This is a genomic window from Romboutsia sp. MSSM.1001216sp_RTP31141st1_G3_RTP31141_220114 (genome assembly GCF_039031195.1).
GTDB classification, from domain to species: domain Bacteria; phylum Bacillota; class Clostridia; order Peptostreptococcales; family Peptostreptococcaceae; genus Romboutsia_C; species Romboutsia_C hominis.
This window is the reverse complement of the sequence record NZ_JBCIUO010000001.1, coordinates 806,975-826,117: the sequence shown is the minus strand read 5'-3', so window position 1 is coordinate 826,117 and position 19,143 is coordinate 806,975. Positions and strand designations below refer to the sequence as shown.

General features: G+C 25.6%; 21 protein-coding genes. 6 read left to right on the top strand and 15 right to left on the bottom strand.

Going from position 1 to position 19,143, the window contains the following annotated elements:
- The first annotated feature begins 111 nt into the window (after positions 1-111).
- Complete coding sequence (locus ABCP60_RS04135) at positions 112-888, top strand: hypothetical protein (RefSeq protein WP_343101313.1); 777 nt, start codon at positions 112-114, stop codon at positions 886-888.
- Between the two features lie 515 nt (positions 889-1,403).
- On the opposite strand, the gene ABCP60_RS04130 is transcribed toward ABCP60_RS04135, so the two are convergent.
- The 3 genes from ABCP60_RS04130 to ABCP60_RS04120 are packed head-to-tail and all read right to left on the bottom strand — an operon-like array spanning position 1,404 to position 2,508.
- Positions 1,404-1,970, bottom strand: coding sequence for a manganese catalase family protein (locus ABCP60_RS04130; RefSeq protein WP_195237722.1), 567 nt, complete (start codon positions 1,968-1,970; stop codon positions 1,404-1,406).
- A gap of 53 nt (positions 1,971-2,023) precedes the next feature.
- Positions 2,024-2,287 (bottom strand): spore coat protein CotJB, encoded by a 264-nt coding sequence (locus ABCP60_RS04125; RefSeq protein WP_195237720.1) that lies wholly within the window; start codon positions 2,285-2,287, stop codon positions 2,024-2,026.
- Positions 2,284-2,508, bottom strand: coding sequence for a spore coat associated protein CotJA (locus ABCP60_RS04120; protein WP_195237718.1), 225 nt, complete (start codon positions 2,506-2,508; stop codon positions 2,284-2,286). Before ABCP60_RS04120 ends, ABCP60_RS04125 begins: the two co-directional genes overlap by 4 nt.
- A gap of 589 nt (positions 2,509-3,097) precedes the next feature.
- Here ABCP60_RS04120 and ABCP60_RS04115 point away from each other — a divergent pair.
- Complete coding sequence (locus ABCP60_RS04115) at positions 3,098-3,238, top strand: hypothetical protein (protein WP_343101312.1); 141 nt, start codon at positions 3,098-3,100, stop codon at positions 3,236-3,238.
- Positions 3,239-3,552: 314 nt separating this feature from the next.
- Positions 3,553-3,738, top strand: coding sequence for an integrase (locus ABCP60_RS04110; protein ID WP_195237714.1), 186 nt, complete (start codon positions 3,553-3,555; stop codon positions 3,736-3,738).
- A 114-nt stretch (positions 3,739-3,852) separates the two neighbouring features.
- Here ABCP60_RS04110 and ABCP60_RS04105 read toward each other — a convergent pair whose 3' ends face one another.
- The 3 genes from ABCP60_RS04105 to ABCP60_RS04095 all read right to left on the bottom strand — a co-directional run bounded on the left by ABCP60_RS04105 (position 3,853) and on the right by ABCP60_RS04095 (position 6,295).
- Positions 3,853-4,725 carry a MurR/RpiR family transcriptional regulator gene (locus ABCP60_RS04105; protein ID WP_092925918.1) on the bottom strand — a complete coding sequence of 291 codons (873 nt, stop codon included), beginning with the start codon at positions 4,723-4,725 and terminating at the stop codon, positions 3,853-3,855.
- A 264-nt stretch (positions 4,726-4,989) separates the two neighbouring features.
- Positions 4,990-5,571, bottom strand: a complete 582-nt coding sequence (locus tag ABCP60_RS04100) for a class I SAM-dependent methyltransferase (RefSeq protein ID WP_166505375.1) — start codon at positions 5,569-5,571, stop codon at positions 4,990-4,992.
- Positions 5,572-5,578: 7 nt separating this feature from the next.
- Positions 5,579-6,295 (bottom strand): pseudouridine synthase, encoded by a 717-nt coding sequence (locus tag ABCP60_RS04095; protein WP_343101311.1) that lies wholly within the window; start codon positions 6,293-6,295, stop codon positions 5,579-5,581.
- Between the two features lie 175 nt (positions 6,296-6,470).
- Here ABCP60_RS04095 and ABCP60_RS04090 point away from each other — a divergent pair, with 175 nt between their 5' ends.
- A complete protein-coding gene (locus ABCP60_RS04090) occupies positions 6,471-7,565 on the top strand; it encodes an AI-2E family transporter (protein ID WP_166505373.1) in 1,095 nt (364 codons plus the stop codon).
- 114 nt (positions 7,566-7,679) lie between these two features.
- Here the strand turns inward: ABCP60_RS04090 and ABCP60_RS04085 are convergent, their stop codons facing one another.
- The 5 genes from ABCP60_RS04085 to ABCP60_RS04065 all read right to left on the bottom strand — a co-directional run bounded on the left by ABCP60_RS04085 (position 7,680) and on the right by ABCP60_RS04065 (position 12,413).
- On the bottom strand, positions 7,680-8,348 hold the full coding sequence (locus tag ABCP60_RS04085; RefSeq protein ID WP_166505372.1) for a tetratricopeptide repeat protein: 669 nt from the start codon (positions 8,346-8,348) through the stop codon (positions 7,680-7,682).
- Between the two features lie 295 nt (positions 8,349-8,643).
- Positions 8,644-9,261, bottom strand: coding sequence for a hypothetical protein (locus ABCP60_RS04080; protein ID WP_092925928.1), 618 nt, complete (start codon positions 9,259-9,261; stop codon positions 8,644-8,646).
- 161 nt (positions 9,262-9,422) lie between these two features.
- Positions 9,423-11,060 carry a hypothetical protein gene (locus tag ABCP60_RS04075; protein WP_092925930.1) on the bottom strand — a complete coding sequence of 546 codons (1,638 nt, stop codon included), beginning with the start codon at positions 11,058-11,060 and terminating at the stop codon, positions 9,423-9,425.
- An 88-nt stretch (positions 11,061-11,148) separates the two neighbouring features.
- Positions 11,149-11,718, bottom strand: a complete 570-nt coding sequence (locus tag ABCP60_RS04070; protein WP_092925932.1) for a hypothetical protein — start codon at positions 11,716-11,718, stop codon at positions 11,149-11,151.
- A gap of 122 nt (positions 11,719-11,840) precedes the next feature.
- Positions 11,841-12,413, bottom strand: a complete 573-nt coding sequence (locus ABCP60_RS04065; protein ID WP_343101310.1) for a VTT domain-containing protein — start codon at positions 12,411-12,413, stop codon at positions 11,841-11,843.
- Between the two features lie 307 nt (positions 12,414-12,720).
- Between ABCP60_RS04065 and ABCP60_RS04060 the strand changes: the two genes are divergently transcribed.
- The gene (locus tag ABCP60_RS04060) at positions 12,721-14,385 is read left to right on the top strand and encodes a glutamine--tRNA ligase/YqeY domain fusion protein (RefSeq protein WP_092925936.1); all 1,665 of its coding nucleotides are present in this window, start codon (positions 12,721-12,723) and stop codon (positions 14,383-14,385) included.
- A gap of 35 nt (positions 14,386-14,420) precedes the next feature.
- Here the strand turns inward: ABCP60_RS04060 and ABCP60_RS04055 are convergent, their stop codons facing one another.
- A complete protein-coding gene (locus ABCP60_RS04055; RefSeq protein ID WP_092925938.1) occupies positions 14,421-15,308 on the bottom strand; it encodes a YegS/Rv2252/BmrU family lipid kinase in 888 nt (295 codons plus the stop codon).
- A gap of 90 nt (positions 15,309-15,398) precedes the next feature.
- On the bottom strand, positions 15,399-16,040 hold the full coding sequence (locus ABCP60_RS04050) for a lactate utilization protein (RefSeq protein WP_195237700.1): 642 nt from the start codon (positions 16,038-16,040) through the stop codon (positions 15,399-15,401).
- A gap of 227 nt (positions 16,041-16,267) precedes the next feature.
- On the opposite strand from ABCP60_RS04050, the gene ABCP60_RS04045 reads away from it, so the two are divergent.
- On the top strand, positions 16,268-17,038 hold the full coding sequence (locus ABCP60_RS04045) for a YaaA family protein (RefSeq protein WP_343101309.1): 771 nt from the start codon (positions 16,268-16,270) through the stop codon (positions 17,036-17,038).
- Positions 17,039-17,135: 97 nt separating this feature from the next.
- Here the strand turns inward: ABCP60_RS04045 and ABCP60_RS04040 are convergent, their stop codons facing one another.
- A complete protein-coding gene (locus tag ABCP60_RS04040; RefSeq protein ID WP_092925944.1) occupies positions 17,136-18,017 on the bottom strand; it encodes a GGDEF domain-containing protein in 882 nt (293 codons plus the stop codon).
- Between the two features lie 43 nt (positions 18,018-18,060).
- Positions 18,061-18,906: a YihY/virulence factor BrkB family protein gene (locus ABCP60_RS04035; RefSeq protein ID WP_092925946.1), complete on the bottom strand. Its 846-nt coding sequence runs from the start codon at positions 18,904-18,906 to the stop codon at positions 18,061-18,063.
- Positions 18,907-19,143: the final 237 nt, after the last annotated feature.

Below are 19,143 nucleotides of genomic sequence, written 5' to 3'. Positions count from 1 at the left end.
TCTTAACTAAAAATGTATATCATCATTAACTTTGGCAAAAATTATTAAATACATAATTACTTACTTTCTATATGTAAATGAAGTATTTAATTTTAAAAGCTGGAGGATATAATGAATAAATTTAAAAATGAAAATATACTAATAGGTGCATTTCTTATTTTATTGTCACTATTTTTGCACTATATACATTACTTAATATTTAAAGATGCTCATCACACTTTGATATTTTTATTTGCAGATATAGCCTTTATACCTATGGAAGTATTTTTCACAACATTATTTATAGACAAATTACTAGAAAAAAGAGAAAGAGCGCATATAGTAGAAAAGCTTAGTTTACTAATAGGCGTATTCTTTACAGAGATAGGAACTAAATTACTGAATCAGTTTACTATTTGTGATAAAAATATTAGTAATATTGGAAATATGGTTGATTTAGATAGACTAATAAATGATGTTGATTATTTTAAAAATATTAAATTAATTACATCTAAATATGACTATAAAATTGATTTAAATAATATTGACTTAACTGTAATAAAAGATTCTCTTCATGAAAGCAAGAACTTACTTGTAATTTTAATAAGTAATGAATATTTACACGATCACGAAACTTTTACAGAAACTATTATGGCACTTTTTCACTTAAAAGAAGAAATTGATACTAGATACAATATAGATATTAAAGAATATGAAAAGGAGCATTTGGAAAGTGATATATCTCAAGTTTATCGATATCTAACTTATATGTGGTGTCATTATATCAATTATTTAAGTTATAATTATACTAGTTTATATGTAAAAGCACTTATAAACAATCCTTTCGATACTCGCTCTAAGAAAGAAAAAGATGAAGTATATTTAAAGCATTTTAATGTATATAAATAATTTATAAACTTAAAAGATTATATAGTACTTAAAAATTAAAAAAATAAGCTATATACCAAAATAAGTATATTGTTTATTTTAAATCCATTCATAAATAGAATATTGTAATTATCATCTAGAAAATCTAAATATATAATTTATTTTTTACAATATGACATACAACTTTTGGCATATGCTTAGTATACACTTATGTTCTACAAGTAAATATATAAGCATAGAGCTACAAACTTGTTTAGTATATATGAACAACTAGTATAATTGGACGTAAGTGACCTGACCATAGTCTATACATTTTGTCTTTGGTCTTTTGTATTAAAATTTATATATAAATATATGTAGAAGTACATAAAAATACTCCCAAACTATTACTCTGGGAGTATTGCAGCAAATGCACTGTAATTATACTTTTCAAACTGGTTACTTAGCCCTTGAAATATGTTAATTTGCTAACTATATTTTACTAAGATAAAATATAGCTAATATATAAGATTTTTTTATTTAGTATTTTATTAGAATTATTGTCTACATTCTGTAAAGTCGTAAACATCCATTAATGCCTCGCCAAATCTTTGATAGTGTACTACTTCCCTTTCTCCTAAAAATCTAAATATATCTTTCAAATCAGGATCATCAGTTAAATTTATTAATTGGTAATAAGTCGCTAATGCTTTTTGCTCGGCCGCCATATCCTCATGTAAATTAGTTACAGCATCACCAAACACATTAATATAATCAGTTGTAAAGTTTACTCCATTAGCATCTACTGGTTGAAGTCCATGTCCAAATGTTGCATAATTTGCACCTAGTCCAGCAGCCTTAAGTTCTTCAGGAGTACAATTGTTTGTTAATTGATATAGAATTGAAGAAATTATTTCCACATGAGCCATTTCTTCTGTACCTATATCAGTTAAAAGTGCACGAGATTTTCCAGTTGGCATAGTATATCTTTGTTGAAGATATCTAATTGCTGCAGCCAACTCACCATTAGGTCCACCTAATTGGGTCATTATAAGTTTAGCCATCCTTGGATCTGCATATTTTATGTTAACTGGATATTCTAATGTTTTTTGATAAATCCACATTTTAATGTAGTCCTCCTTAATCTATATTTAATATTTTTAATATTTCTATATTTTTATTCATAAAATTCATTATCCCATGGCCAATAACCACATACCCATCTCCATGGATAATTGCTTGGTGAATACCCAAAATTGGTTAATGGTCCATACTTAATTTCATAATCATATCTGGCTTGAGCATACTTATCGCTATATTGGTTGTATGAATTTAAAGCGTTTTTATCTTCTGGATTATTATCTAAATATAAATTTAATTCTATACAAGCAAAACTGTATTCTAAAACTTTATCTAAAAGATTCCTTCTACTTGATCTCATTCACATCTATCCTCTCTATGTTTAAATTTAACTCTATTCATAGGATTTGCGTATAGCCAATCGTTGTAATTGTTAGATTCTATTAAATCTAATTCTGGAAACAAAGTTCCTCTTCTCAATGCAGTTTTTGGATTATATGAATTATTATAAACCTGACGTTTAACATATGGTCTAGCGAATCCACAACCACACTTTAGTTCAACAGTACTTAAATTATCCATGATTGTCCTCCTTAATTTTTTAATTCGTGAACTTATTTTTTAATAATAGTAAATAATCAAATTGATCTTATTTTCATAGTTAAAATTTTTAAATAATCATTCTGAGTTCTCTATAAATTTTGAGAATATAATATCAATTTAATATATAATATTCATTATTTAGACAATTTGTGAATATATTCAATTAAAAAACATAAAGCATCAAATTTTTCAATAAGATACGACATATACTTATATATCAATAGACTATAATGGACCACTGAAGTACGATCTATCTATGATTAATTTAATCATAAGATTATATATAAATTAAACAGTTATAAAGTAAATTCATATGAATCATTTTAGATAATAACATGATTTTTTAATCCAAAAACAAATTATTAAATGTTTATATAATATTTTTTATAATTTATTTCTTATCATATAAAACACATTGAGTAGAATATTACACTTATTTAATAGATTAAGAAAAAATAATTAAACTTATAAAAAGGGGGAATTTTTAATACATTATCATAATAGGAAAATAAAACGTTAAATTTAATATTTAAGAGGATGGACACTCTTAAAAATAAGAAGTGCAAATATGAAATTATTATTTGAAAGGTTAAATTATCTAAAATCATTTAAAAAATTTAACTTTTTGGCCTTTATAGAACCTAATTACTCTGAAATAGTTGACATAATAAATTTATTAGAAGATCACCCTGTAACAGCAAATAATTAATAAAAATACTTGATAACTTTCAAAAACATATAAAATGTATTCCTGGTAAATCTATACAAAAAATATTAATAAAGGAATTAAGTATTCTATTTTCACATTTCTTTTTAACTGTTGCTTTTCTAGTCTTTTTTTGCATCACTTCTAATCTATGTATTTCTTTATCATATAAGATTTCTTCATTTTGTTCTAAGTCTAAAATTCTATTCGGAGATAGTGTATTTTTATTTTAAGGGCTGTATTATCTAAAAGTTATAGACTAAAAGAGATCAATGAGAATACATGTAATTTTATATAAAAAGATGAATTTGAAGCACATGTTTATACTAAAGAGGAAACATACAAACGTTACATTAGTGTTATTATCTGGAACAAATATTAAAACTGTTGTTAATAGATTAGGACATAGTGATATTAAGATTAGTATGAATAAATATAGTCATGTTTTAGAAGAAATGGACAAAGAGACTTCTATAAATCTTAGTAATATTTTATTTAAATAATTGTCAGTTTTTATATAAATGTCAGTTTACTGCTATTAAATAATATTCAATATAAAAAGAAATAAGCAATATACCCAAGTTTACTGAGAAAGTATATTGCTTATAGAATGTATTCTACTCGTAAACAGAGTATTGATCCCAAATTTTTTCTAAATCACTAAAGTGTTCTTTTATGTCTTCTTTTTCTTTCATACCAACAGATACTATTAAAGCATTCGCTATACTTAATGCAGGTACTAGTGAATCAACAAATGATGCCATATTACTTTTTACTAATAATACATCATCTGCTAAAGATGCAACTGGCGCAAATAAGCTATCTGTTAATGATATTATATGAGCTCCTTTTTCTTTAGCATAACTTACTATTTGATATGACTTTTTAGAATATCTTGGGAAGCTTATAGCTATTATTACATCTTCTTCATTTATTTTTACTATTTGCTCAAATGCGTCCCCCATATCCATTCTTATTATATGAACGTTATCAAGTATTATATCTAAGTAAAAGCCTAAATATTGAGCTATAGTAAATGAACTTCTCATACCTAATATATATATTTTTCTGGCCTTAAGTATCTTATTTGCAGATTCCTCAAATGCTTTTTCATCTATTGTTTCTAGTGTTGATTTTATATTATCTATATCACCTTTTAGTATTTTATTAAGTATTGTACTATCATCTGAATATTCTTTTGCCATTTCCACTCTTTGAACTGTTGTAAGCTTATTTTTTATGAGTTCTTGTAGTGCTTCTTGAAGTTTAGGGTATCCAGAATAACCTAGTGCATTTGCAAACCTTACTACTGTAGATTCACTAACTCCTACTGTTTCCCCCAATTTGCAAGCTGTCATAAAAGCTACTTTATCATAATTTGATAGTATATATTGAGCTATTAGCTTTTGTCCTTTACTAAGTCTTGGATATTGTGCTTGTATGTCTGAGATAAGTTTTTTACTATCTTTTAAGTCTCTAGTATCTTCCATTTCTTTCTCCTTATAATTTATATATTACTAAAATTTCTATATTCTTTTAGAAATGATTCTATATTCAAATTTTCTTTATTTTTAACTTCTGATTGAGCATCAATTATTATTATACCACTTTTACATATATATTTTAAATATTCATTTTAAGATTTTATATAAAAAATGTATATAATTTTATTTTTATCTAACATTATATAATTAATTCTTTTAAAAAAATTTTTCAGAAATAAATCAGCTAAAAAACCATGCTTAAAGCATGGCTTAATACTCTTTTTTCTTTTCTATCAAAATAAGCTCTGGTGGATTATTTATTTGATTTATAAATTTACATTCTAATACATTAAATTCACTTTGATTTAAATTTTTAACAAAATTATACACATGATTTTTTTCTTCTAATCCACCTTCATGCCCTGTATAAATTGCAAGACTTATTACACCATGAGGCTTAAGTAGCTTTAAACTATTCTCTATAGCCTTTATTGTTGTATTTGGTTTTGTTGTAATCATATGCTTGGCTCTTGGTAAATACCCCAAATTAAATACTACACATGAAATTTCTTTATCAATATATTTGTCCATATTTTCATGACCATCTAAAATAAGTTTTACCCTAGAAGATAAGCCTTCTTTTTCTAACTTTTTAGATGTTGATTGTATAGCTTGTTCCTGAACGTCAAAGCTATATACAAAACCATTTTTTCCTACTTTCTTAGCAAGATATGTTGTATCGTAACCATTACCCATAGTAGCATCTACAACTATATCTCCCTCATTTATTATTTGTTCTAGATACAATTTATTTATGTCTATTACTTTAGTTAGATATTTAGCTTTTATCATAATTCACCTACTTTATACTCTTTAAGTATTTTATCTCATCACTAGTTAAGTGTCTGTAGCTTCCTACTTCAGTTTCTTTTAAAGTTATTTTACCCATAGCAACTCTTCTAAGTCTAAGTACTGGATGATTTATAGCTCTACACATCTTTCTTACTTGTCTATTTCTACCTTCATGTATTTTTATTTGACATATTGAATAATTTTTTTCTTCATTTATTTTTACTATTTTAAACTTAGCAGGTGCTGTTTTATAATCTTCTATATACAAACCTTTCTCAAAGTTTTCTATTTCTTCATTAGTTGGTACACCTTTTACTATTGCCATATAAGTTTTATCTATCTCATGTTTTGGATGAGTTAATTTATATGTTAAATCACCATCATTAGTAAGAAGTAATAATCCGCTAGTTTCATAATCTAGTCTTCCAACAGGATATATTCTTTCTTTTATATCAGTTATTAAATCAAGTACACTTGGTCTATCAAATTGATCTTTTACTGTTGTTATATATCCTTCTGGCTTATTTAAAACTATGTATACTTCTTTTTCATCTAGTCCTATTTTTTCTCCATCTATTTCTACTATATCTTTAGCTTCATCTACCTGAAATGATAATTCTGTTATAATTTTTCCATTTACACTAACTCTACCATCATTTATAAGTTCTTCGGCTTTTCTTCTTGATGCTATACCACAAGACGCTATATATTTATTTATCCTCATATTACACCTTCTCTTTAATATTTTATCATGCTAATAATTCACTAATATAAGACTTTTTATTATTACAATTATATATAATAATACATTGTTGTTAAAAACAAAACCCTAATTTTTTTTCGTTTATATGAAATACTATTAATATATCTAATTTAAGTACATTTTTAAGGAGAATATTATGATTTCAAAGGAAAATATAAAGTATTATGTATTTATAGCTTTTATAACTATACTTATATATAAGTTTATAGATTCACCAGAAAATTTATTATCTAATATAAAGGGTTTATTCATTATTCTGAGTCCTTTTTTTATAGGTATTTTATTTTCTCTATTGATAAACCCATTTATGGTATTTCTTGAAAAAAAGTTTAATATTAAAAGAATTTTAAGTCTTTTAATATCTTATATTGGTATTTTTTTATTAGTATCTATCTGTGCTAATATGATAATCCCCTCTTTAATAAATACATTGAGCACTTTATTAAAGGAGATACCTTATTGTATAGATACTTTACATACAGTATTTACTAAGCATATATCTCATTTAGATATATTAAAACTATTGATATATAAAATAGAAGATGGATTAAATATACTATTAAAAGAACTTAATAATTTATCTTCAAAAACTTCCACTGATATCTTAAATTATATACTTAGTATAACTTCTTTATTTTTTAATATTTTAATGGGTATTATATTGTCTTTTTATATTTTATATGATAAAGAAAATATAATACTAAGTTGTAAAAATTTATTATACGCTATTACCACTACTAAAAAAGCTAATTCTTTTTTAGAATTTTTTAAAACCTTTAATTATATATTTTATCATTATATAGTTGGTAGAATATTAGACTCATTAATAATAGGAATACTAGCTTTTTTAGGATTTAAGTTTATAATTAAAATTGATAATGCTATATTTTTATCATTTATAATTTTTTTAACTAATATAATACCTTATTTCGGTCCATTTATAGGAGCTATACTACCTATTTCTATGACTTTTCTTTATAGTCCCCTTAAGGCACTTTGGGTATTTGTATTTATTTTTATTCTTCAACAAATAGATGGAAATATAATCGGACCTAAGATTATGGGAGATCAGGTAGGACTTAGTCCACTTTGGGTTATATCTGCAGTACTTATAGGAGGATCATTATTTGGTATATTAGGTGTTTTTTTATCTGTTCCTTTTGCAGCATTAATAAAAATTTGTTTGGGTAAATACATAAACAATCAGATAAATATTAAAGATTCAAAATAAGAATTTTCATCAATTAAATATTCTTTTATATTATCTATATGAAATAAAATTTACAATTTAAGTACAATAAATAGCTATGATTTAAATCATAGCTATTTATTGTACTATACAACCTTATTTTAAAATTTTATCTACTATAGTTCGTATTTTTTGTTCTACAGTTTGAGGAATAGGTTGAGTATCTGGATTTGTTGAAGGGATTATAGGAGGTGTTCCCGGTTGATTAGGAACTATTGGTTGTGTTATTTCCATATTTTCTTTTGAGTTTCGCTCTTCTTTTTGCTTTTCTTCAGCTTCTTTTCTTCTATTTTCCTCTTCTTTAGCTAGTATTATAGCTTGAATACTTGAAACTTGCTTTTGTGCATAAATTACACCTTTTTTAGAAGCTTCTTTTGCATTTTCTTTCCTTTCTTTCTGAGCTTTTTGATACTCTTCATCTAATTTTATAAGTTCTTTTTTCTTAGTTAATGCCTCATTTTTAATACTTGATGAACCATCTTTTATATCTTCTATACGTTCAAGTTCTTTTATAGCTTTTTTATAATTTCCTTGATTTTCATATTCATTAGCTTTTTCCATATTAACAGCTTGCATATACATAGCTCTGGCCTCATCATCTGCACTATCGGCCTGTAATGCATCTGCTAATATGTCCCTAGCTTTATCATATTCATGTTTTTCTAAAGCAACTTTTCCCTGACTAACTAAATCATCGTCTTCTTTAGAACAACCTACCATTACAATTGATATCAATGATAATAGTAAAATTAATTTTAATTTCATTAAATCCCTCCTTATTATCTAGTAATAATTCTATCATATTTGTTGTTCATATAGGAGAAAATATCGAAATTAATATTTTTAAAAACTTTTTTGTTTTATTTTTAGCTAAAGTGTTGTAAATATTCATTTAGAAACCTAACTTTTTAGCTATTATCACTTTAATTAATAACTTTCTGTAATGTGTTGTATATTTGATATTATTAAAAATATGATTAAACATATTTAAAGTGTAGGCATAATAAATATCTACACTTTTTTAATATTAAATACTATATTATATATAAATACAAATCTTTTATATATATCTAAACAATTTATTTAAAAATATATCTACTATTTCAACTTCACCATCTAACTTATTTACCCTACTTCTTTGTAAATCATCTATTTCTTCCCCTGTTATAACTAATACTTTTGGAGTTTCAAAAAAAGGTATTGTTGATTTTTTTATTTTTTCATCCATGTTTTCATACTTAGAAGTGTTTAATTTCTCATCTATTTTTATGTCTATCAAGATTTGCTTTATATCTCCATATTTATCAATATATTCTACAAATAAATCATACTTTGAATTTCCTACTGATATATTTCTATAGAATCTTTTTATATCATATCCATTATTATTTAGTTTGATTGCCACTTCTGATCCAACAACTACCTTTATAAGTTCTTTACCTTTGTATTGTTTACTTCCATTTAGGTAATATACATATGAATTGTCTTTATACCCTGAATAATTTATATTACATGGATACTTTCTAAGTGTATAATCATTGCACATCTTTCTTAAAGTTTTTTTAAAAGATTTTTTTTTGAATTTCTTCCTTGTCCCAAAAACTTTTCCAAATTGATTTTCCGTCATACACCTAACTCTACTTACTAAAATCAATATCTCTTTTTCTATCCCAAGCATATTGTCTATCTCCTTGAAGTTATTTGATATTAAAGGTCATATATTATTATATTAAGCAAGTACTATAAAATTTACAAATTTTAGGTGATTTATTTAAAAATTCAAATATTATATTTAATTAAACTAAAAAGAAGTAGCAAATTTGCTACTTCTAACTTAAATCATTTATTTTCTTTAGTCATGTTACCTATACTTAAGTTATCAAATTCAACTATATCCACAAATCCCTTTTCCCCTTTTTGGTAAGTTATTTTAACCTTATCTCCTACTTGAGTAAGTGGTAAGTCTATAGATACTTTTGATGTTGCATTAAATACTTTATCACCATTATTTTCTAAAGTCAGATAATAGAAAGTATTCCCTGACTTTACATCTGGGCTAATTCTAGATACAGTACCCTCTACTATTTCTGTTGTTGTATCATTTTCTATTTTTATATTATTTCCTTTCGAAGAAAGTGCCTCTCTATAATTCCTAAGTGCTTCTTCTTTTGTTTCTCCAAGCCCTAATATGCTAAAGTCTTCTACTGATATAAATGCAACCATCTTAACTAATCCTGCTTTATCTTTTAAAGATGAAACATATGTAGGAGTTCCAAGTATATTATACATCACAGGGAATGTTGCTTCATAGTTTTTCTCTTGAACTTTACCCTCTGCAGATCTCATAGCTGCTGCTTCTGTTGCACCTGGTTGTTTATATAATTTAGCTTCTTTAGTACGAGTATCAACTAACATAAACCCTATAGTTGATTCATCTCCACCAGAAGAAGTTATCCCTGTATACCAATATGATTTATCATCATTTCCGTAAACTAAAGATGTTCCTTCAGTTGGAACTAAAACGCCTTCTTCTGATATTACAGAATTTAAAAATCCTTTCACATATAATCCCCAATCATTTATTTGATCTGTTACAAATTCTTGAGGCTGTATTCTATCTATCCATTTTGGTGCATTTTTTATATTATACCTCTTAGTTTCTCCAGTTTCTGCATCTACTGTAGCCACCCCAATAGCATTAGCACCGCTATATCCTATATCATGTTTGTATAATGTTGTAACCCAATAAGGTCTGCCTTCATCATTTATTTCAAGTGTAAAATCTGTCATACCTACATTTACAATTCCTTTTAAATACATATGTCTGTGTAAGTCTTGATGTAGATATGCTTCTGGTTGATATACTATCTTAACAGGTTTCCCGTCTATCTTTTGAACTAATCTTACATCTTGAGGATTACTAGCAGATACCATTACATATCCGTTAGTTCCATCCATGGATGTTATCCATTTTATTAAATCTCTATGTACAAGTGGTGCCACCCAATATAAATTTCCATTTACACTTTGTATATGAAATTTACCAAGTTTAGCAACACTTCCTAATGCTGGTACTTCTCCAACTTTTTTGTCTCCCAATTTCATAGCCATATCTTCATCTACTAAACGAATATCTGCTACACTTACAGGACTTACATCTTTTGTAAAGGTGCTTTCCTTAACCTCTCCTAATAAGTTTCTATATGATTTGGAATGAAGTATTGGTGAAGATGTTATAAATGGAACAGCTATATTATAAACTATAAGTATTATAGCTATAAAAAAATTGTATTTTGCCATTTTAGAAGTCTTTTCTGACCTATCAAGCATCATGTCTAATATGCCTGATAAACCAAAAAATAGTATAAGTGTTGATGTAAATGATATGAAGTCAAAACTTAAAACTGGTAGTTTTATGATTAAATATATCAAAATGACTATAAGTGATATTATGTACGGTTTTATTTTCTTTACCATTAAATACTCCCTTTCTTATTATTTGTATTTAATTACATTATATCCATTTGTTGTAAAAAAATAAATACCTCTTTAAAATAAGAGGTATTTATGCATTAACTGTTCTTCTTAAGTACATATCATTTTTATTTCTATCGTAGTATTTAGAAAGTAATCCTTCGTATTCTAGCACTAAACCTTTATAATCATAAAAATCATTAGGCCTTACTTCATAGGAAGGCTTATTCATAATATCTATATCACTTTTTTCTAGCATATCAGCAACAAAATGTGAACATACATATTTAAATTCTTTTTCTCTAGGTCTATCTATGCTTAGATATAAAAGTGCTTTTACATCATAATCATATTGTTCTCTATTTTCACTTACATTCATTATATTCTTGTATAATTTATGATATTGTTCATCAGTAACATCTAACGAGTAAACACGACACATAGTGTTAGTTCTTATAGCGTATAAACCTTCATTTATATTTTCCTCCACAAACCCTGCAAATATAGGAGTTTTAGGATTTAACCTTCCAAATGAATACATAGGTCTTAATTGTTCATTTAAAGATATTGATACATGTGCATATGGGGTTTTACTTATACGTCTTATAAGAAACGATAATACTGTACCTGTATATGTTGTTATAATATATACTTTTTTCATATTACTCTCCCCCTTCATTAAAATATAACTATAAAATTATATCACAAAAATATATATATAGTAAATGTTTTTGTGAAATTATTTGTCGAAAATTATAAATATTATATTTATATTATTTAATTCTATTTAGGTACATTTCCTGTATGTATTCTATTATTTATTTTTCTTCCAAGTATCCAAGATATAATTACAGCTAAAGCAAATACTACTACTTTAATAGGTTCTTGTAAAACTTTATCCAAATCTTCCCCAATGTAACTTATAAGTAAAAACATTACAAATTTTCCAAATACCATTCCTGATATATAATTTTTTATTTCTGTTCCTGCAAATCCAGATGAAATTGTTACTAAAAAATCTGGTATAAAAGGACATGCATAAGATATAAATATAGTGTTAAATCCTTGCTTATGAATCCAAGAAGTTATCCTTTTTACTTGTTCTTTTGATTTATACTTTTGAATGTATTTTAACCTTGAAAACTTATTTGCTATATAGTACAAATTTACAGATGCAATTGCTGAACCTACCCATGACACTAAAAAACCCATCCACATACCAAGAACAAAAGCATTTGCTAGCACTATCGCAATTAATGGAAGTATTGGAGCAAAAGTCTCAAGCATTATAAGTAAAAATCCAACTATTATGGCTAATGCCTTGTGGTCTGTTAATGAATATAGTATTTGTTCCATAGTTAACTACTCCTAAATATATGTTTATTAGTTTAAAAAATGACTATCATATTATTATTATTTAGACTTATCTAGTAAGTATACATTTTTTTATAGCATTTTAGGATTTAAGTTCACTATTTAAACAGAAATTTATCATAATTTTATATTTATATTATAAAATTTAGTCATTCGTATAATAATTTTAAGTATATATATTTAATTATATCTTTATTTTTTTACAATATTAGATTAAAATTAATATTATGGATTATAGTACTTTTTTGTACTATGGATAAAAAATTAATAAATGAGAGGTACTATTAATATGTCAAACGAAAATGTTTCATCTAATTTCATAAAAAACATTATAGTTAATGATTTAGAAACTGGAAAACATGACAGCATTATAACTCGTTTTCCACCAGAACCAAATGGTTACTTACATATAGGTCATGCTAAAAGTATATGCTTAAACTTTGGTCTTGCAAAAGAATTTAAAGGAAAAGTAAACTTAAGATTTGACGACACTAACCCTGTTAAAGAAGATGTAGAATACGTAAATTCTATAAAAGAAGATGTTAAGTGGTTAGGATTTGATTGGAATAATTTATTCTTCGCATCAGACTATTTCGATACAATGTACGAAAAAGCTGTGCTTCTTATAAAAAAAGGTAAAGCTTATGTGTGTGAATTAACACCTGAAGAAATGAGAGAATATCGTGGTACATTAAGTGAACCTGGTAAAGACAGTCCTTATAGAAACAGAACTGTTGAAGAAAACTTAGAATTATTCGAAAGAATGAGAAACGGTGAATTTAAAGATGGAGAAAAAGTATTAAGAGCAAAAATTGATATGTCATCTCCTAATATAAACTTTAGAGATCCTATAATATATAGAATAGCTCATTCAACGCACCATAACACAGGAGACAAATGGTGTATATATCCAATGTATGCATTTGCTCATCCATTAGAAGATGCAATAGAAGGAATAACTCATTCTATATGTACTTTAGAATTTGAAGATCAAAGACCATTATATGATTGGGTTGTTAGAGAATGTGAAATGGAAAATATCCCTAGACAAATAGAATTTGCAAGACTTAACCTTACAAATACTGTTATGAGTAAGAGAAAGCTAAAGCAACTTGTTGACGAAGGTATAACTGATGGATGGGATGATCCTCGTATGCCTACTATATCAGGTCTTAGACGTAGAGGATATACTCCTGAAGCTATAACAAACTTCTGTAGAGAAATTGGTGTATCTAAAGCTGATTCTAAAGTTGATAGCCAAATGCTTGACTTTTTCGTAAGGGAAGATTTACAACCTAAAGCTCCACTTGCTATGGGTGTTTTAAGACCTTTAAAATTAGTTATAACTAATTATCCTGAGGGTCAAATAGAAATGTTAGAAATCGAAAATAATGCAAAAGACGAAACTAAAGGAAAAAGAATGGTTCCATTCGGTAGAGAACTTTATATAGAACAAGAAGACTTTATGGAGGAACCTGTTAAAAAATACTTTAGATTATTCCCTGGAAACGAAGTTAGATTAAAAGGTGCATATTTTGTAAGATGTAATGAAGTTATAAAAGATGAAAATGGAAATGTAACTGAAATACATTGTACTTATGACCCAGAAACTAAGAGTGGTTCAGGATTTACAGGGCGTAAAGTTAAATCTACTATACATTGGGTTGAAGCAACTACTGCTAAGCCTTGTGAATTTAGATTATATGAACCATTAATACTTGATGATGCTCCTGAAAATGAAGGTAAGCATTTCTTAGAACAAATAAACCCAGATTCTCTAGAAATACTTCAAGGATTTGCAGAACCTACTCAACTTGAAAATGCTAAAGTTCTAGATAAATTCCAATTTGTTAGAAATGGATTCTTCTCTGTCGATACTAAATATACTACTGATGATAAATTAGTATTCAATAGAGTTGTTCCTTTAAAAAGTTCATTCAAACCTTCAAAATAATAAATAAAAAAGGAAGCTAAATTTAGCTTCCTTTTTTATTTTACTCCAAGTATTTTTATTCCATCTTCTATACATTCTATATCCAGAGGAAAATCTGGCCCTCTTTCTCCATCTATATCAGTTAATAAACCATCACAACAATCTATTCTTACTTTTTTAGTTTTAAAATATAATATCTCACTTTCATTGTATGTATCTAAGTGCTCACCCTTTAATATACTTATAAGCACTGGTATTGATTTTGGTATAGGCATTGCTTTAAATATAATAACATCTAGGTAACCATCGTCTACTTCTGCTTTGTATGCCAAATTTAAATTACCTGCTGTTTTTCCATTAAAGACTAACATAAGATACATATCACCCTTGTACATAACTTCTTTGGAATTTACATTTATATTGAATTTTCTTAGGTGAAGAGCTTCCTCTATACCTGTAATATAATAAGATACTTTTCCCATATAATTTTTTAATTCTGGATTTATCTTCTGAGATACATCAGTAAACATCCCTGCACTAGCTACATTTATAAAATATTTATTATTTATTTTTCCTATATCTATACTTTTAGGCTCTGAATTGAGTATATCTTTAACAGCTTTATTTATATCTAATGAAATATTTAACGCTTTAGCAAAATCATTAGCTGTTCCTGTTGGAAGTATAGCAATAGGTATATCTACATTAAATTCTTTCATAGCATTTAGAACTATGTCTACTGTTCCATCTCCTCCTGCTATTAATAAATGGTCATAAGTTTCATCCATATCTAAAAAGGCTTTACTTATGTGCTGATGTTTACTTAATCTATATGGTATAAGTATGTAGTTATATTTTTGATATATTTTTATTATATTATCAAGTTGGTTTGTTATTTTTTTCTCACCTGAGTTTGGATTATATATAAGCTTTACTTTTTTCATATTTCCTCCTTACTACCCTTGGTGATATACATATTATATATTATTGACAAATTATGTATTCATTATGTGTAGGATAAATTGTATACTATTTTAATACCCAAAACTTTCATTTATAAATATTATATGTATTCTATTTGGTATTCTTTGTTTTTTTATAATAGTATATTCACAGCATATTCGTTCACTGCTACTACAGTCCATACAATAGCCTACCTCTTTACATGGCGTCTTAGTATTTAACCTTTTAGCATTCGCAGGGGCAGATACTACTTTATTTCTATTTATAGCTTCATCTATATTTTTTACTATCTTATTTACTCCACATACTACTATAACTTTATCAGGTCCATAAAGCATGGCAGCCACTCTATTTCCCATTCCATCTACATTGTATAACTCTCCTTCTTCTGTTATAGCATTAGTACTAGTGAAGTATGCATCTGCACAGAAAGATTTTCTAAATATCTCTTTCATCTCCTGAGGTGAGAGATTTTCTTCGTATCTATCTAAAAAATTATATCTACCACTTCTTAATAAATCTATAATACCTGTTTTAAATAAAGTCATAGAGCCACCACAAGCTACTAATGACTTTTCATCAACTAACTCTTTTATTATATTTATAATATCATCCGTATCTTTTGCTAAATAACCATTCATATTATTTTTTTCTAAAGCTTTAATTGTTTTTTCTATTCTTTTTTCATTGATCCAAGTTATATTTTTATCCACAATAATTCACTCCTTAAAACTATATTTTATATAAATTTTTCAATACATGTTAATTCTATCACAGTTATATACTATTTCTAAATATTTTTATATTACATACTTATATGATTAAAATTTTTATATTAAGGGTATATAATAAACTTATGAAATTCAACTTAAAATATTAATCAATTTTACTTTAATTGGTGTAAGTATAAATTAGTAAATAAATATATGAGAGGTGTAAAATGATTACTATAATTTCTCCTACTACAACTATGAATTTTGATAAGAATATAAGATTGAATAAACAATCTATACCTATATTTAAAGATGATATAGATTATTTAATTAAACTTTTAAAATCATTGAAAAAAGAAGAACTATCAAATCTTATGAATCTAAGTGAAGATTTAACTATATTAAACCATAATAGACATAAAAATCTATCTACTAAAAATAATCCAAAGTGCGAAAGTATCTTAGCTTTTGATGGAGAGGTTTTTAATTGCATGAAAATTTGTGAATTTACACATGAAGATTTTGATTTTGCTAATGGAAATATAAGAATACTTTCAGGACTTTATGGTATACTTAAGCCATTTGATTTAATAGAACCCTATAGACTTGAGATGAAGTCTAAATTAGTTAATAATCGTGGGGATGATTTATATAAATTTTGGAAAGATAAAATAACTCAAAATATAATGAATGAATTAAGTACACATAAAAACAAAATACTAATAAATCTAGCTTCTTCTGAGTACTTAAAGTGTATAGATTTAAAATCTATAAAGAAAGACTATACATTTATAGATATAAACTTTAAAGAATATAATTCTAGCAAAGACACTTATCAAACTAAAGGTCTTTATGCAAAACGTGCCCGTGGATATATGACATCTTTTATAATAAGAAATAAAATAGATAAAATCTCAGATTTAAAAAAGTTTAATATTGATGGTTATAGTTTTAATGAAAATTTGTCAGATGATAATAAGCTTGTATTTACTAGATAGTATTTTTTAATATTATTATATATCATATTTAAAGTTATATTTTAAAAGTAAAAAAGTGCTTTTAAGTTAGTATTTATACTACTTTTAAGCACTTTCATTATTTATGTGATATATTATTTCTTCCTTTTTGTTTTGAAAGATAAAGCATTTTATCAGCAGATTCTAAAATAGATTCTACTGTTTTTGTATCTTCATCTAACGTGCTTATTCCAAAGCTTGATGTTATTTTTATAACCTTATCTTTCCATTTAAATTCATGTTTTTCTATTTTATCCTTTATAGCTTGCACTCTCTTAGTTACATTTTTTAATGACATATTATTAAATACAATTATAAATTCTTCTCCTCCATATCTTGCTACCCAATCTATATCTTTTCTTATATTATCTTTTAGTATTTTACCTACTTCTTTTAGTACAAAATCTCCACACAAATGCCCATATGTATCATTTATCTGCTTAAAATAATCTAAGTCTAGCATACAAACTGATAATGTCTTATTTTCATTTATACTATCTAATATATTAAAAGGTAGCATTTCATTTACATATCTTATATTAAAGCAACCTGTAAGTTCATCCTTAACAACTATTTCATTTAATCTGTTAACTTCTTTTGTTATATCACTTATACTTTTTTTACTTATCTCTTCTAATATGTTATCCTCCGTTACATCCTTTAACGCTTCTACTATATATTTTGTACAATTTATTTTGATTAAAGTTGCAATTACAAAATATACTTTTTCTTTATTAAACTCTATTTTTGAAAAAGATTTTTCTTCATTATACGCTCTAATTGATATACAATTTTCACATACTTGATTTCTATTCCAAAACTCATAACAAGGTAGCTTTTCTATATCTACCTCATTTTTTATTTGATGTATAACTACTTTTCTTATTGGATCTACTATTCTAATACAATCAAATAAATTATAAAGTATATCTCTTTCATTTATATATTCATATGTATTCATACCTTATTTATCTCTCCTAATTACAAATAAGTGTCTATTATTATTATATTTTTTCATTAAATTTATATTTGTATATATTTCTTCTTAAGTAAATTTTAGCATTGATTTCTATACCTATCAATATAGCCCAACTACTTAAATAAATCCACGTTATTAAAACTATTATTCCACCAATACTTCCATATATAACTTCATAATTTGCATAATAATTAGAATAATAAGAATATCCTAAAGATACTAATATCCATCCAAGAGTTGATATTATAGCACCTGGTGTTGCTTCTGACATTTTTACTTTTTTATTAGGGCTATATCTATATATACTTATAAGTATTATAACTAAGGTTAATATACCTATAGTGTATCTTAGTATATCCCAAATATACATAAATATCTTATCAAGCCCAATAAGTCCAAATATAAAGTATCCTATCTTTTCTCCATATACTAAAAATACCATTGATGAAAATATTAAAAATAATAAGGTTATAGTTGATAATATACTTATAAAAAACACCTTTATAAATGATCTAGTTTCCTCTACCTTATAAGATTTATTAGCACCTCTTATCATAGCTCTTACTGCTCTTGATGATGTCCACATAGTTAGCAGAAAACTTGTTATTATAAAATTTTTGCTTTTATTTTTCATAGCAGAATAAATTATAGCTGATATCATATTAAAAGCACTTTCTGGCATCATATGCTCAAATAATAATATATATTTATTTATTTGAATAACAGGCATATATGCTATAGTACTTATAGTAAACATTAAAAATGGAAAAAGGGATAATAGTAAATAAAAAGACATTTCAGCAGCTTTTGAATTTATCTCTGTATAGTTTGAATTTCTAAATACATCTATAATCTTATCTATCTTTTTCATATGCCCCTCCTTATTTTCATAGTGTAAATTTTTCTATTTTATGGTAATATTTTATTCTAAGCTAATAATATATAAGCCACTTAAAATATTCACTATTTTACCATTTTATCATACTTTTTAATAAAGTTAAATTTAGGAATATTTCATAAAAAAAGAATGTAGCTAATATACATCCTTTTTTATTATTTGTATTTTTATAGTTTTCACAAAACTATTATATTTTTTTAATATTTAAAT